This window comes from Nocardia sp. PLKS1-43 (genome assembly GCF_059510335.1).
In genome coordinates this window covers 153196-167441 of sequence record NZ_JCAJZQ010000017.1, presented here as the reverse complement: position 1 = coordinate 167441, position 14246 = coordinate 153196, and the positions used below count along the sequence as shown (strand labels likewise).

Genomic DNA, 14246 nt, shown 5'->3' with positions numbered 1-14246 from the left:
ACCTCTCGGAGACAATGCCGCACGGCGGCCGGCGCCGACTCGCGAACACCGGGACGACGCGGTCGATACCGCCCAGCGCGGGGTGAAAGCCATTCGGACGAAAGCGATTACGGGCTGCCCGCACCTACCCGCAGACGCCCGGAAGACCGGGTCCACGTCGCCCGGCGGGTATCGAACCGTTCGGAGGCAAGGGTTCACAGGTTCACACGAGGCCGTGCGCGGTCACTCCGTATCGTCGTCGCCGAGTTCGTTGATCAAGAGCAGTCCGTCGCGGCCGCGCTGTTCGCGATAGGCGGTGCGGCCGATCAGGTGGGCCACGGCGGGCGCGGTCAGCAGGGTGAACAGGCCGACCAGCACGAGCATCCAGATGTTGCCGTGGCCGCGCAGTTGGATGGATGCGCCGATCAGGATCAGGATCAGGCCGACGACCTGCGGTTTCGTCGCGGCGTGCATGCGGGACAGGGTGTCGGGGAAGCGCACGATCGCGATCGCCGCGGTCAGGGCCAGGGCCGACCCCAGCAGGATCAGCACGCAGGAGGACCAGCGCAGGACGGTGTCGAACCAGCTCATCGGTCGTCCCGGACGCGGAAGCGGGAGACCGCGGCGGAGCCGAGGAAGCCGACCAGGGCCAGCGCGACGATGCCGGGCAGCACGGTGGCGTCGTTGCCGTAGGCCGCCCAGACCGCCAGGCCCGAGGCGGTGATGGCGACCAGGGAGTCGACCCCGACCACGCGGTCCAGCGTGCTGGGCCCGGCCACGACCCGATATCCGGTGAGCACGGCCGCACCCGCCAGCAGTATCCCCGCCACGATCGCGACGATCGTCATGATTTCTCCTGTCTCGCTGCTCCCGGACGGTGCGCTGCGGCGTTTCGCGCGGCCATTCAGCGCTCCTCGGGAGGCAGGGGTTCGGGACGCATGGTCTCGTGCCATTCCCCGGGACGTTCGAAGGACCGGATCAGCAACCGCTCCAGCCGCCGGGTGGTGAAGTAGAACCGCTCCACGGCCTCGTCACTGCCCACGTCGAGGACATGGACCCAGATGGCGTGCGTGGCCCGGTCGATCTCCAGGACCATGGTGCCGGGAATCAGATTCAGCACGTCGGCGCACAACACCATCACCAGCGGTGAGCGGATCGACATCCGCACCCGCAGCACGCCCGAGACCGGTGCGCCGGACGGCCGCACCGCGAACCAGGCGATCTGCACACTGGATTCCAGCGCGTAGTACACGCCCACGACCACCAATTCCAGCAGCGAGAGCGGATGCAGCCGTCCCGAGACCGGCACCCGCGGCAACGGCAGCAACACCATGATCAGCGTGCCGATCACAAGTCCGGCCACGATATTGCCGACGGTGAAATCACCCCACAGCGCGGTGTAGACGATCGCCAGCCAGACCAGTCCGCCCAGCCGGACCAGCCGCTCGCGGCTCAACAGCGTGGACAGGCTCATCGCGCAGCACCCGCCCCCGCCGGATCGGGAGAATGCAGAACCGTTGTGAGATAGGCGTTTCGGTCCAACAGGTCACCCGCGGTGCGGGTGGCGATGTTCAGGATCGGCCCGGCGAATACGGTCAGGGCCAGGCCGACGGCGATCAGCGCGATCGTGGGCATTACCATCAGCCGCGGCATGCGGCCCGGGTCGGGACGTTCGTCGAACGGCATGTCGACCGATTCGTCGATCAGGGCCGACGGCGCGGCGTCGGCGAGTTCCCCCTCGGGGGCCTGGGCGCGCGGCCGCCAGAACGCCTTACTCCACACCCGCGCCATCGCGTACAGCGTCAACAGGCTGGTCAGCACCGATCCGGCGACCAGCACCCAGGACAGCGCACTTCCGTCGGCGGCACCGGCCTCGAGCAGCGTCATCTTGCCCAGAAACCCCGAAAGCGGTGGAATACCACCGAGATTCAGCGCCGGAATGCCGAACAGCACGGCCAGTGCGGGACTCGCCGCGAGCAGCCCGCCCAGGCGTTCCAGCGACGCCGACCCGGCCTGCCGCTCGATCAGGCCGACCACGAGGAACAAGGTGGTCTGCACCAGAATGTGGTGTGCCACATAGTAAACCGTTCCGCCCAGACTCAGCGCGGTGTTGAGCCCGATGCCGAACATCAGATAGCCGATATGGCTGACCAGCGTGAACGACAGCAATCGTTTGATATCGCTCTGCGCGATCGCGCCCAGAATGCCCAGCACCATGGTCAGCAGACCGCAGATCAGCAGGATCCGGTCGAAGTGCGCGGCCGGGAACAACAGCGTGTGCAGCCGGATGATCGCGTACACACCGACTTTCGTCAGCAAACCGGCGAAGACCGCGGTCACCGGCGCGGGCGCGGTCGGATAGGAATCGGGCAGCCAGTTCGACAGCGGGAACACCGCGGCCTTGATCCCGAACGCCACCAGCAGCACCGCGTAGATCGCACCGCGCGTTCCGGCGGGCACCGAACCCATCCGCTCGGCCATCTGCGCCAGATTCAACGTCCCGGTCGCGGCGTAGGCCAGGGCGATACCGGTCAGGAAGATCAGCGAGGAGACCATCGAGACCATCACGTAGGACACCCCGGCGCGTACGCGTTCCACACTAGCGCCGAGGGTCAGCAGGACGAACGAGGCGGCCAGCAGCACCTCGAATCCGACGAACAGATTGAACAGGTCCCCCGCCAGGAAGGCGATCGAAACCCCCGCGCTCAGAATGAGATACGTCGGCTGGAAGATCGAGGTCGGCTGGCGTTCGGTGCCGTCGCTGATACCCTGCCCGACCGCGAAGACGAGGACCGCGAGCAGCACGATCGAGGACACCAGCAGCATCGTCGCGGACAACCGGTCCACCACCAGGGTGATTCCGACCGGGGTGTGCCAGTTGCCGACCTGCAACGCGGCCATCCCGTTCCGGTCGGCGAGATACAGCAACATCCCCGCGACGCCCACCACCGCGCTCAGGCCGATCACCGAGATGATCTGCTGCACCCGGGGGCGGCGTCCCGCGATCAGCGTGACCGCCGCGGTGAGCAGCGGAATCAGGACGGGCAGCGGCGCCAGACGCAGGATCAGGTCGTGGGGCGGAGTCACTGTTCGGGATCCTCCCCTTCGCGACGCTTGGCCACCTTCACGTCCTCCGGATCGTCCTCGACCTGTTCGGTGGTGGTCAGGGCGTAGGAGCGGTAGGCCAGCGCGAGCACGAAGGCGGACAGGCCCATGGTGATCACGATCGAGGTCAGCACCATGGCCTGGGCCAGCGGATCGGAGGTGCCGTGATGCACCCGGTCGGTCTCGCCGAGGATCGGCGGCCGACCGTCCGCGCCGCCGACGGTCAGGATCAGCAGATTCACCGCGTTGCCGAACAGGATCATCCCCAGCAGCATCTTCGACACGGCCCGCTCGAGCAGCATGTAGACCGCGCAGGCGACGGTGACGCCGATGAGGACCAGCAGGGTGATGTTCGCGGTCATCGGGCCTCCGGCGCCGGGGCGGAGGAGAGCACCGCGGCGCTGTCGTCGACGTGCGGGGACGCGGACCCGACGGTCGGTTCCTCGGTGTCCAGTCGCGCGCCGAGACTGCGCAGCACATCCAGCACCAGCCCGACCACGATCAGGTAGACGCCCAGGTCGAACAACATCGCGGTGACCAATTTGACGTGTCCGAACAGCGGCACGGTCACCTGGATGATCGCCGAGGACAGCGGCGGGGCGCCCAGCAGCAGCGATCCGGTCGCGGTTCCGGCGGCCAGGGCCAGGCCCGCGCCGAGCAGATGTCCGGCGTCCACCGGCAGCGCCTCGGCCAATTCGTACCGCCCGCCCGCGAGGTAACGCAGTACCAGGGCCAATCCGGCGGTGAGGCCGCCGGCGAAGCCGCCGCCGGGGGCGTTGTGGCCGGAGAAGAAGAAGTACGCGGACAGGACCATGATCGTCGGGAACAGCAGCCGGGTGGTCATCGCCAGCACCATCGAACGATGCCGCCGCGCGACCAGCGGCGAGGCGGTGAGCCAGTAACTGCGATTGGGGTCGGGGGTGTAGCCGGGGGCGTCGGCCACCCGGGGCAGCGTGCCGAATCGGCGGCTGCGGAACATCAGCGAGGCGACGCCCGTCGCGGCGACCAGCAGGACCGAGATCTCACCGAGGGTGTCCCACGCGCGGATGTCGACCAGCAGGACGTTGACCGCGTTCTTACCGCCGCCGAATTCGTATGCGTACGAAGGGATCAGGTGCCAGATCGGATCGGTGTCGCGGGCGGCGACGGCGAAGGCGGCCAGGACCGAGACCGTGGCTCCGACCAGCGCCGCCAGAATCGCGCGCCGCACCTTGAATTTCGCGGCGCCGGCCGGCGGGACCTCCGCGGGGAATTTGCGCAGCACCAGCACGAAGATCACCAAAGTCAGTGTCTCGACCAGGAATTGGGTCAACGCGAGGTCGGGCGCGCCGTGCAGGGCGAAGATCGCACCGCAGCCGTAACCGGTCACCCCGACCAGCAGCACCGCGGCCAGGCGGTTGCGCATCACCGTCGCACCCAGCGCCATCATCACCATGATCCCGCCGATCACCAGCTGCCACGGCGAATCCCACAGGCGCAGCGAGACTTTCGATCGGGCGCTGGCGAAGAGCATGGCCACCGGCAGGATGATCAGGGTGATCAGGATCAGCGCCTGGTTCAGCGGAAGCGAACCGCGTTGGGTCGCACCGGTCATGCGCAGCGAGAGCTGATCCATCGCGCGCAAGGTGGCGTCGTAGACGCGGTCGGCGTTACCGAGTCGCGGCGTCGCGGATTCGCCGATGTGGTCGCGGATCTCGAACAGCAGCAGACCGCAGGCGATGGCGATCATGGACAGCGTGAGCGGTTGCCCCCAGCCGTGCCAGAGCGCCAGGTGCACGGGCTCGGGCCCCGGCAACGTCCGCGCGTAGGGCCGCAGCAGCCGGTCCAGCCAGGGCGCGCCGAGTGCGGCGGCCAGGCTGCCCAGCGCCAGCATGCTCGCGGGGGTGACGAATGCGAAACTCGGCCGGTGCCAGGCGTTCTCGGGCTCGGGAACGTCCTCGGGGTCGCCCGATCCGGACTTGGCGCCGAACGCGCCCCAGAGGAATCGGATGCTGTAGCCGACGGTGAACATCGACCCGATGACCACGCCCAGGGTTTCCGCGATCTTCACCGGCCCGGACAGATCGCTCGCTCCCATGATCGCCGCGAGCGCGCTCTCCTTGCCGACGAATCCGAACAGCGGCGGTATGCCCGCCATGCTCAGCGCGGCCAGGATCGCCGTCCCGCACAGCACCGGCGCGCGCCGGCCGAGTCCGGACAGTCTGCGCATATCGCGGGTCCCGGCGCTGTGATCGATGACGCCGACGACCATGAACAGGCAGGCCTTGAACATCGCGTGCGCCACGATCATCGTCGCACCGGCCAGGGCGGCGTCCGGCGTGCCGATACCGACCAGCACCATCATGAAACCCAGCTGACTGACCGTGCCGAAGGCCAGTACCAGCTTCAGGTCGTACACCTGGAGTGATCGCAGACCCGCGAGGATCATCGACAGCAGGCCGAGGGTGAGCAGGATCGGATGCCAGGGCGCGGCAACCGCGAACACCGGCGCCAAGCGCGCGACCAGGTACACACCGGCCTTCACCATGGCCGCGGCGTGCAGATAGGCGCTGACCGGCGTCGGCGCGGCCATCGCGCCGGGCAGCCAGAAGTGCAGCGGCACGATCGCCGATTTGCTCAACGCTCCGATCAGGATGAGCACCACCGCGACGCCGGTCGACCAGGAGTGCGGATCGGCCCGGTGCACCACCTCCGACAGGCGGTAGCTGCCGCAACTCTCGCCGATCATGATCAGCCCGACCAGCATCGTGAGCCCGCCCGCGGCGGTCACCAGCAGCGCCTGCAGGGCCGCGCGGCGGCCCGTGATCTGTTCGGCGTGATGACCGACCAGCAGGAAGGACAGCACCGTCGTCAGCTCCCAGAAGGTGAACATCAGAACCATGTTGTCGCTGGTGACCAGGCCGAACATCGCTCCGGAGAAGCCGACCATGTACCCGGCGAAGATGCCCAGGCGCTGCCGGTCGTCATCGTCGAAATAACTTGCGCAATAGGCCAGGATCAACGTCCCGATGCCGAGGACCAGCACCGACAGGATGCAGGCCAGCGAGTCGAGGCGCAGGTCGACGTCCAGATGGATGCTCGGGGCCCACTCGATGCGCACGACCTGTCCGTCGTTCCAGTGCGCGATCAACCAGAGCAGGCTGCCCAACGGTGCCAGGGCCAGTGCGTAGAAGCCGCGTCTGCCGAGGAGCCGGACACACGGCGGCGCGACGAAAGCGGCTGCGGCGTGTGCGAGCAGAACGGCGAGCAAACATCACTCCGTCGGTCGGGGGCGGGGTGGAGTGCGGTCGAGTTTACTTGGCGTCACAGGCACCCCTCCGCCACGACCGGCGGCAATCCGACCTGATATGCGCTTTAGCTATCTTCAGGCAATTCTTCCGGGCCGGTCGATTGCTGCGCCGGCCAGGCCGGTTGGCGCCAATGCCGCAGAGCCAGCAACGCCACCGCGCAGCAGGCCGTGATGGCCAGCGCCATCCAGTACGCCAGGGCCGACTGCGCCATCGGCGCGGGAGCCGAACTCCAGTGCGTGCCGCCGATGATCGCGGCGCCGAATTCCCCGCGCCCGCGCATCGCCAGCACGACCGAGGACCCCAGGATGATCGCGACGCCCAGAACCCGGGTCGGGTTGTAGCGCGGCGCCGCGCAACCGAAGCTGAATCCGGCGATGAGCGCCAGGGCCGCGCCGATCGCCACGACGTGCATGCGGCCGTGCTCACCGGAGCTCAGCGCACCCCCGAGCGCGAGCGCCGCCAGTGCGGCCATCGCCAGCATCGGCGCCGGACGCCGGAAACCCAGCAGGATCCCCACCGCGAGCAGAACCACCAGAATCCACGCCGACCAGCCCGGGATCCGAGTCGGGACGATCGCGCTGCCGACGGAGGACAGCGCCACCGCGAGCAGGACCAGGGTGCCGTCTCGACGTGGCAGCAACATGGCCGCGATCATCGCGGTGACGGCCGTTATCGCGACGGCGAGCACGATATCGACCGCCGTCGCGTTGCGCCCGGCCAGCCACTGCGCGCCGAACAGGGCCACGCCGATGTAGAGCATGCCCGCCACGATCGGCGCCATCGGCAGCTCGACCGCGCGTCGCTCGATACCGGTGCGCCGCCGGTTGACCAGGGTGCCGATGGCGACCAGCACCAGCGTCGCCTCGATCAGCCACAACGGCGGGTAGTCCACCGACGACCAGTGCGCCGGAACGGGTTCGAACGGGTTCGAGGCATGCCTCACGGGCAGGGCCGCGGAGACCACCATGCTGGTCAACGCGCCCAGCGTCCAGCCGAACACCTGCATCCGCCCGCGCAGCACCGCCGCGGCGATCCCGCCCAGCAGCAAGCCGCCCGCGATCGAATCCACGAAGTACAAGGTGGACAGCGGCGCGACCGGACTCGCGGCATGGCCCGCGAGATGGTTGATCAGCATGATCACGACACCGGCCAGGGCCGAGCCCCAGGCCGCGAGCGCGTGATTGATCGTCGTCGCGAACACCGCGACGACCACCGCGATGATGGCTCCGACCGCGATCGCCCGCGGCACGCTGAACGCGAGCATATCCAGTTGCAACGGTGTCGACTCCGATGACCACGCGAAGTCGATCGGCAGTAACAGCGACATCCCGGCAACCAGCGTGGACACGAAGGCCGTGACCATCTCCACCGCCGCATGAGGAGTGCGCACCAGGCAAAACTACCTGTGATGGGAATCATGTCCGCGAGTGGTCTGCCGGATACGCACGGTTCGCGCCGTCCGGGCGGGATGTCGCCCGCGTCCCGCACTCGGCGTCCGGCCGGTGACGCACCGTGCCGCGCCCCAGCCCACCCGCGCACAGCCGATCGGACGCCGCATGCTCACTCGGGTGTGGCGCGCCGCGACCCGACGGGCTCGCCGGGCGCAAGCCCGCGCGCCTGCGGCGGCACTCGCACCACGTCGCGGAAATCGCGCAGGCCGATTCCGACACTCGCCTCGGCTCGGACCACGCCCCCTCAGCACCGCACAGCCCCGGTAGCCCCTCGCGCCGACATCTCGCGCCGAGCCCGAACAGCGCGCGCCCGCGGGAGAGCGCCGGTTCCGGGCGTCGATTCGGGCTCGGCACCACCACCGCACGACGACTCGGGGACTCTCGAACGACACCTACACCAGCACGCATGCCGACCGCGGAGCATCTCAATTCCAACGTCGGAGATCTCGGCATGCGCGCCGCACGCAGCCCAGCACGGGCCCGGCGATCAGGCCGCCGACGGGCAGGAACGGGATTCGGTCGCCAGAACTGTCGGCGGCCCTGCGCGGTGACGCATCACACCGGCGTGGACAGTGCCGCGGCACTGGGGCAGGTCAGATATCGGTTGCGCGGCGTTCGGCGTAGGCGCGCAGGGATTCGACCTGGGCCGCGTCGAGGGAGGGATGGACCGACGCGCGGGCCGTGGCGACGTCGGCGGCGGTGACGTCGGCGGCGTCGACGTCGCGGCGCATGGCCGCCATGGCCGCTTCGCGCAGCAGGGCGGAACAGTCCGCGGCGGAGTAGCCGTCCAGCGTCACCGCCAGTTCGGTGAGGTTCACGTCGGCGGCGAGCGGGACCGAGCGGCCGGCGGTGCGCAGGATGTCGGCGCGGCCGGCGGCGTCCGGGGGCGGGACGAAGACCAGGCGTTCGAGGCGGCCCGGGCGCATGAGGGCGGGATCGATCAGTTCGGGGCGGTTGGTCGCGCCGACCACGACGACCTCGCGCAGCGGTTCCACGCCGTCCAGTTCGGTGAGCAGCGCCGCGACGACTCGGTCGCCGACACCGGAATCGCCGCTCTGCCCGCGGCGCGGCGCGAGGGCGTCCACCTCGTCCAGGAAGATCAGCGAGGGCGCGGAATCGCGGGCGCGCTGGAACAATTCGCGGACCGCGCGTTCGGACGAGCCGACCCACTTGTCCATCAGCTCCGCGCCCTTGACCGCGTGCACGCTGAGCTGGCCGCTCCCGGCCAGGGCGCGCACCAGGAAGGTCTTACCGCAGCCGGGCGGGCCGTAGAGCAGCACACCGCGCGGCGGGTCGATGCCGAGCCGGGCGAAGGAGTCCGGGTGCCGCAGCGGCCACAGCACCGATTCGGTCAGCGCCTGTTTGGTCTCGGCCATATCGCCGACGTCGTCCAGGCTGAGGCTGCCGATCGCCAATTCCTCCGCGCCCGAACGGGACAGCGGCCGGATCACCTCCAGCGCGCCGAGCAGGTCCGGCTGGGTCAGCACCGGATCGGACTTCTCCCGGCTGGCCCGCGAGGCCGCCCGCAGCGCCGCCTCCCGGCACAGCGCAGCCAAATCGGACGCCACGAAACCCGGTGTGCGCGAGGCGATCTCGTCCAGCGCCAGACCGTCGGTGGGCACCTTGCGCAGTAGTTGCGCCAGCAGATCCTTGCGGACGACCGCGGTCGGCAGGGTCAGCGCCACCTCGCGATCGCACAGTTCCGGTGCGCGCAAACGGGAATCGATACCCGCCGGATGAGAGGTGGTGGCCAGGAAGGCTACTCCGGGCGTGGCGACCGCGCCCCGGAGCTGATCCAGGATCAACGTCGCCACCGGTTCACGATCGGCCGGAAGCAGCGCGTCGATATCGGTGATCAACAGCACACCGCCGGCGCCGGAACCGATCTCGGATACCGCGAGCGCGACCTCACGCAGCCGGGTGCCGCTCTCGGTCGCCCCCACCGCGGGACCGTCGAGTTCCACGATGCGGCGCGGCGTGGACACCGCGCGGGCCAGTGTCGCCTTACCGGCTCCGGCAGGCCCGGTGATCAGGGCGCCGAGATGTGGTGGCGCACCGAGGGTTTTCAGCAGTTCGGGCTCGTCCAGGGCGAGGCTGAGCCATTCGGTCAGCTTCGCGGCCTGCGCCCGCACGCCCGCGAGTTCGGCCACCGGAACGACGGAAGGACGCTCCCGCACCGTGATTCGCGTCCCCGGCTCGGCGGACGATTCGCGCGCACCACCCGGATCGTGCGAAGCCTCCGCCGACGGAACGCCGGTGCCCCAGACGACGGCGCTGTTGGGCTGCACACTCACCGGCCGGTCGCCCGGATCCGTCGTGGTGACCGTGAGCAGCTCCGAGGTCCACGCGATGCCGAAGGTCCGGGACAGCGCCTGCGAGGCGGCCGCGGTGCTGGTGCCCGGCCCGAGATCGCGCGGCAGCAGCGAGACCGTATCCCCCACCGTGACCACCTTGCCCAGCAGAGCCTGCCGCAGCGTCGCCTCGGCAACCGACCGCATCGCCTGCGCCGATCCGGTCACCGAGATCCGGCGCGCCCCGAAAACCGTTGCGGGAGAGACCACCACGGTCGCATCCTCACGCACCCCCGCATTGGACAACGTCACGTCGTCCAGCAACAGCGCCCCCGCCGGAGTCCCCGCCGGAGCCAGACCCGCCACCGCCGCGGTCCGCCGCGACCCGATCACCGTGATCCCGTCCCACTCGCGCAACCCCAGCGCCGCCAGCGCCTCCGGATGGACCCGAACCACCCCCCGCCGCGCATCCGCGGCCGAACGATTCAGTCGGGCGGTCAGGCTGAGTTCAGGAACATCCGTCACCGTGCCATTCTGCCCCCGCTCGGCCGTGGCGGGCCGGGACCCCGGGCGCCGATTTCGCCCGCCCCGGTCCGCGGTTCCGAATCGCTCCGTCCTGTGCTCCGACGGGATGCGGCCACCCGACACTCCGGTCGTGTCCTGATCTGCGCCCTCGATCCGGAACCGCCGACGCACGCCGTGGTCGAGGCCGGTTTGTATCGGAGCGGACGAAACCCGGTTATTTCGTGGCGTCAGGAGGCCGGTAGTGATCGGCCGTACCGGACGAGGACCTACGGGCGCGAATCGGATCGACCGAGTGCGGCGTCATCCACGCCCGCGGCCGCGCCGACCGCCGGGGTGCGGGCGAACCAGACGTTGTGGAAGGCGGCGGCGTATGCGGCCACGAACAGCAGCAGGATCAGGCCCGCGGGTACGGTGTGTTGCGCCATCCACAGGGCCAGGTAGCGGAAGCTCAGCAGCAGACCGGCGAACAGGGCGGCGCCCGCGGCGACGAGTTGGACCCGGGTGCGGTCCCAGCCGCGTTCGGGGGCGCGCAGGGCCGATTCGACGGTCAGGCACAGCACCGCGCCCGCGACCAGGTCCGAGCCGTAGTGGTAGCCGAACCCCAGGGTTGCCGTCAGCGTCGCCAGCACCCAGAACGTACCGCCCCAGCGCAGCCAGCGCGGTGCGGGCGAACCGTCGGCATCGCGGCGCGAATGCAGGAATATCGATGTCGACCAGGCCGCGTGCATGGAGGGCATGCAGTTGCGCGGCGTGAACGCGTCGAACCGCAGCGCGGCGGGCGCGTGATCGAACGGCGGCGCATGATGCGGCCAGAAATCGCCGATCTGCAACCCGTGACCGTCCGGGGCGAAGGCGAACATCGGGCCCACCACGGGAAACAGCACATAGCCGATCGGCCCGACCAGCCCGAGCACCAGGAAGGTCCGGACCAGATAGTGGCTCGGCCACACCCCCGCGCGATTGGACGCCGCGGCCACGTGCCGCAGCTGCCACACCGCGATCACCATCGCCGCGACGGGCAGTTCGATATAGACCCAGTGCAGCACCGCGGGCGGCACCGAACCGAGCGAATCGAGCAGCCGCGCCACCGTCCACGCGGGCTCACCCAGTGCGCGATCGGTCAGCGCCACATAGCGGTCCAGCACATCCGGCCCGGCCATCACCGTGATGTGCAGCCAGACGTCGCCGACCTTCGTCGCCAGGATCAGCAGCGCACCGAGGGCGGCCGCGTGCAGCGCGTTGCGCTGTTCGCGCCCCTCCCAGCCCAGCCAGGCCACCAGGGCGAGCCCGGTCAGCGCGATCACCGCGCCGTTGCCGAAGGTGAACGGCCCGCCGAAAGCCACACGCGCCCCGGCGATCACCGCGTCCAGCACGAACGCGATCGCGAATGTCACGAAGCGCCGCCGCCAAGACAATCCGACCAGCGCCAGCGCGAGCCCGGCCCACGGCATCGACATCGACTTGGGCGTGCCGAAGTAGTCGTGCCACACACTCTGCAGCGGGCCTTCGAAACCATTGCGGGAGGCCACGATCTGCAAGACGAGCAACAGCAGCGGAACCGCCGCCACCGCGGCGACCGTGCGGGTCCGGCTCGACGGCCATCGGAACCGGCTGCGGCGCGAATCGCCGTCGTAACCGGCGCGATGATCGAGAAGCACCGAACCATAGTAAACACACGATGAACGCCACCCCCCTGGCCAGCTGAATCAGCGGCGTCTGGTAAGCGAAAGCCGCAGCGTCGCTCAGGTGTCGAGTTCGCGGACCAGCGCGTCCACCACGGCCACCAGATCCCCCTGCGCGGCGGCCGCCACCCGCCGTTGACGCTGATAGGACGCGCCACGCCGGGGAATGTCTGCGACCGTGGCGAGTTCGCGTTCGCAGCCCAGCAGTGCGGCCGTCGGCCGGAGCCGCTCGAGCATGTCGGACAGGTCGTCGGTCACCAGACGCTCATTGCTGTCGGCATCGGTGATGATGATCGCGTCGAGACCGTAACGGGCTGCGCGCCACTTGTTCTCCTGCACATGCCAGGGCGGCAGCACCGGCAGCGTCTCACCGGCCTCGACCCGCCGATCGATATCCACGATCAGGCAGTGGATGAGCGCCACCATCGCGGAAAGCTCGGCGCGATTGGTGATTCCGTCACAGACCCGGACCTCGATGGTGCCCCACTTCGGGGCGGGCCGGATATCCCAGTGCATTCCGCCGAGCTGTTCGAAGACGCCGGTCTTGGTCTCGTCCCGTACGAAAGCCTCGAACTGCGACCAGTTCTCGAACTGGAACGGCAGTCCCGCGGTGGGCAGCTGCTGGAACATCATCGCCCGGTTGCTGGCATAGCCGGTGTCCACCCCCGTCCACATCGGCGAGGAGGCCGACAGCGCGAGCAGATGCGGATAGGACAGCAGCAGCGTGTTCAGGATCGGAAAGACCTTCTCCGGGTGCGAAACCCCCACGTGCACATGCACACCCCAGATCAGCATCTGCCGCCCCCACCACTGGGTGCGATCGATCAGCTCGTCGTAATGCTCTGTGCGAGTGAGCAATTGGGCCGACCACTGGGCGAACGGATGGGTTCCGGCGCAGAACAGATCCACACCCAGCCGGTTCGCGGCGCGACGCACCGTATCCATGGTGCCGTGCAGATCGTCGACGACCTCACCGACGGTGTCGTGCACCCCGCTGATGATCTCGACGGTATTGCGCAGAAGTTCCTTGGTGACCTGGGGCCTGCCGTCGTGCGCGCGCAGGTCGCCGACCTCGTCGAAGACGGCCGCGGCGGTATTCGACAGATTGCGGGTCTGCTTGTCGACGAGTGCGATCTCCCACTCGACGCCGAGCGTCGGGCGAGGCGAGCCGTTCCAGGGAACCCGAGTGATGCTTGCCTCGCCCATGGCGACCTACCTAGCCGCCGATGACACCGCAGGCGACACGCGCACCCGCGTCGCCGGTCGACTGCGACTCGGCGTCCGGGCCCGGAGTGCCGTTGGCGCTGTACCGACTCGGGATGTTGCCGAAGTTGTCCGCACCCGCGTGGATGATCAGAGCCTTGCCCTTGATCTGATCCAGCGTCACCGCGTCGGTCGTGGTGACCAGGTGGGCGGTGCCGTCCTTGCGAACCTGCAGCGAGGTCAGGTCACCGCTGGCCGGCATCGCGTGCGCGTCGCCGACCTGCAGATGCCCGCCCGCGGACAGGAAGTTGCCGGGTGCGCCGCCCGCGGGGGCGACCGAATTCGCCTCGCACTTGCCGACCGAGTGGATGTGCAGGCCGTGGAATCCCGGCTGCAGGCCGTGCGCGTCGACGGTCAACTCCAGGTGATCACCGGCTTTGACGAACTTGGCCGAGCCGATACTCGCGCGGAAGGGATCCCGGAGTTCCACCGTCACCGAATCACCCGCGTTCGCGGGAGTCTCGGTGGCGTTCGCGCCGCCGTTCTGGCCCGCCGTACCTGTCCACACCGGCGGCGTCGTCCCCTTCACGTCGCTCGACTCCTGACTGTTGGTGCAGGCTGCCAGGCCCAAGGCCGCGACCGCCAGCACCGGGATCGCGATCCGCCGGGACGGGCGACGTGTCGTGAACGGGGCCATCGGGGAACTCCTTTACGAGTACC

Annotated in this window: 11 protein-coding genes; all 11 read right to left on the bottom strand. The window is 69.3% G+C overall.

Going from position 1 to position 14246, the window contains the following annotated elements:
- Positions 1-222: 222 nt before the first annotated feature.
- The 11 genes from mnhG to sodC all read right to left on the bottom strand — a co-directional run bounded on the left by mnhG (position 223) and on the right by sodC (position 14223).
- Entirely contained in the window at positions 223-570 is a 348-nt protein-coding gene (gene mnhG, locus AC5WS7_RS37220; RefSeq protein WP_495959339.1) for a monovalent cation/H(+) antiporter subunit G, read from the bottom strand.
- Entirely contained in the window at positions 567-827 is a 261-nt protein-coding gene (locus tag AC5WS7_RS37215) for a monovalent cation/H+ antiporter complex subunit F (RefSeq protein WP_495959338.1), read from the bottom strand. The genes mnhG and AC5WS7_RS37215 overlap by 4 nt, the downstream gene beginning before the upstream one ends.
- Positions 828-883: 56 nt before the next feature.
- Complete coding sequence (locus AC5WS7_RS37210; protein ID WP_495959365.1) at positions 884-1435, bottom strand: Na+/H+ antiporter subunit E; 552 nt, start codon at positions 1433-1435, stop codon at positions 884-886.
- 14 nt (positions 1436-1449) lie between these two features.
- Positions 1450-3066 (bottom strand): Na+/H+ antiporter subunit D, encoded by a 1617-nt coding sequence (locus tag AC5WS7_RS37205; protein WP_495959337.1) that lies wholly within the window; start codon positions 3064-3066, stop codon positions 1450-1452.
- Positions 3063-3446: a Na(+)/H(+) antiporter subunit C gene (locus AC5WS7_RS37200; protein ID WP_495959336.1), complete on the bottom strand. Its 384-nt coding sequence runs from the start codon at positions 3444-3446 to the stop codon at positions 3063-3065. Before AC5WS7_RS37200 ends, AC5WS7_RS37205 begins: the two co-directional genes overlap by 4 nt.
- Positions 3443-6334: a Na+/H+ antiporter subunit A gene (locus AC5WS7_RS37195; RefSeq protein WP_495959335.1), complete on the bottom strand. Its 2892-nt coding sequence runs from the start codon at positions 6332-6334 to the stop codon at positions 3443-3445. The genes AC5WS7_RS37200 and AC5WS7_RS37195 overlap by 4 nt, the downstream gene beginning before the upstream one ends.
- Positions 6335-6438: 104 nt before the next feature.
- The gene (locus AC5WS7_RS37190) at positions 6439-7764 is read right to left on the bottom strand and encodes a hypothetical protein (protein ID WP_495959334.1); all 1326 of its coding nucleotides are present in this window, start codon (positions 7762-7764) and stop codon (positions 6439-6441) included.
- A 654-nt stretch (positions 7765-8418) separates the two neighbouring features.
- Positions 8419-10641, bottom strand: coding sequence for an AAA family ATPase (locus AC5WS7_RS37185; RefSeq protein WP_495959333.1), 2223 nt, complete (start codon positions 10639-10641; stop codon positions 8419-8421).
- A gap of 266 nt (positions 10642-10907) precedes the next feature.
- Positions 10908-12299 (bottom strand): phosphatase PAP2 family protein, encoded by a 1392-nt coding sequence (locus AC5WS7_RS37180; protein ID WP_495959332.1) that lies wholly within the window; start codon positions 12297-12299, stop codon positions 10908-10910.
- 84 nt (positions 12300-12383) lie between these two features.
- Positions 12384-13529, bottom strand: coding sequence for a glutamate--cysteine ligase (locus AC5WS7_RS37175; protein WP_495959331.1), 1146 nt, complete (start codon positions 13527-13529; stop codon positions 12384-12386).
- A gap of 10 nt (positions 13530-13539) precedes the next feature.
- Complete coding sequence (sodC, locus tag AC5WS7_RS37170; protein ID WP_495959330.1) at positions 13540-14223, bottom strand: superoxide dismutase[Cu-Zn]; 684 nt, start codon at positions 14221-14223, stop codon at positions 13540-13542.
- Positions 14224-14246 lie beyond the last annotated feature (23 nt).

Excerpts from the sequence above, each read along its gene's own strand:
- mnhG (WP_495959339.1), bottom strand. The coding sequence starts at position 570 with ATGAGCTGGTTCGACACCGTCCTGCGCTGGTCCTCCTGCGTGCTGATC.
- AC5WS7_RS37215 (WP_495959338.1), bottom strand. The coding sequence starts at position 827 with ATGACGATCGTCGCGATCGTGGCGGGGATACTGCTGGCGGGTGCGGCC.
- AC5WS7_RS37200 (WP_495959336.1), bottom strand. The coding sequence starts at position 3,446 with ATGACCGCGAACATCACCCTGCTGGTCCTCATCGGCGTCACCGTCGCC.
- AC5WS7_RS37175 (WP_495959331.1), bottom strand. The coding sequence starts at position 13,529 with ATGGGCGAGGCAAGCATCACTCGGGTTCCCTGGAACGGCTCGCCTCGC.
- sodC (WP_495959330.1), bottom strand. The coding sequence starts at position 14,223 with ATGGCCCCGTTCACGACACGTCGCCCGTCCCGGCGGATCGCGATCCCG.